Raw genomic sequence first — 651 nt, 5'->3', positions numbered from 1 at the left:
GTCGCGGATGGTGAGGGTGGCGTTGTCGTCCTTGTCGTGGTCGCGGACGATGAAGCCGTCCTCGATCTTGACGAGCCACTCACCGTTGAAGATGCCGCCACCGAACCGGCCGGCCGTGTTGTCCACGACGGCGCTGTCGGCGATCGTGGCGCTACCCGCGAGGCCGTCCTTCTCGGCGCCGTTACCGGCCCAGTCCCGACCACCGGTCGTCACCACGCCGCCGCCGTCGCCGTCGGCGTGGTTGCCCGCCACGTGGACCTTCTCCAGGAGCAGGTCGGTGTTCTCGGCGTACACGCCGCCACCGTTCTCGCAGGCGACGTTGCCGCCGATCGCGGTGAACGAGACGGTGACCCAGCCGCCGCTGCTGAACAGACCGCCACCGTTGTGGCCGGCCCGGTTGTGGCTCAGCGTGCTCAGCGAGGCGTCCTTGCCCTCGTGCGCCCCGATGATCTCGACCGTGCCCGCGTGGTGCTTGCCGTGCTCGCCCTTGTCGCCCTTGCCGGGCTTCGCGGCCGAGGTCAGGTCGACCGGCCCGTCGTGGTGCTCACCGCCGCCGTTGGCGATGCCGCCGCCGTTGCCGCCTGCGGTGTTGTCGTCGACGTGGGTCTCCTCGACCTTGAGGATGCCCTCGTTGTAGACGCCGCCGCCGTC

General features: G+C 70.4%; 1 pseudogene. It reads right to left on the bottom strand.

Going from position 1 to position 651, the window contains the following annotated elements:
- Positions 1-651, bottom strand: a pseudogene (locus tag IF06_RS0131745) (hypothetical protein); the annotation flags it as partial.

The organism is Micromonospora globosa, from assembly GCF_000717585.1.
In the GTDB taxonomy this organism is placed as follows: domain Bacteria; phylum Actinomycetota; class Actinomycetes; order Mycobacteriales; family Micromonosporaceae; genus Micromonospora; species Micromonospora aurantiaca.
The sequence above is the reverse complement of the archived record's forward strand: the minus strand, read 5'-3'. Positions and strand labels throughout refer to the sequence as shown.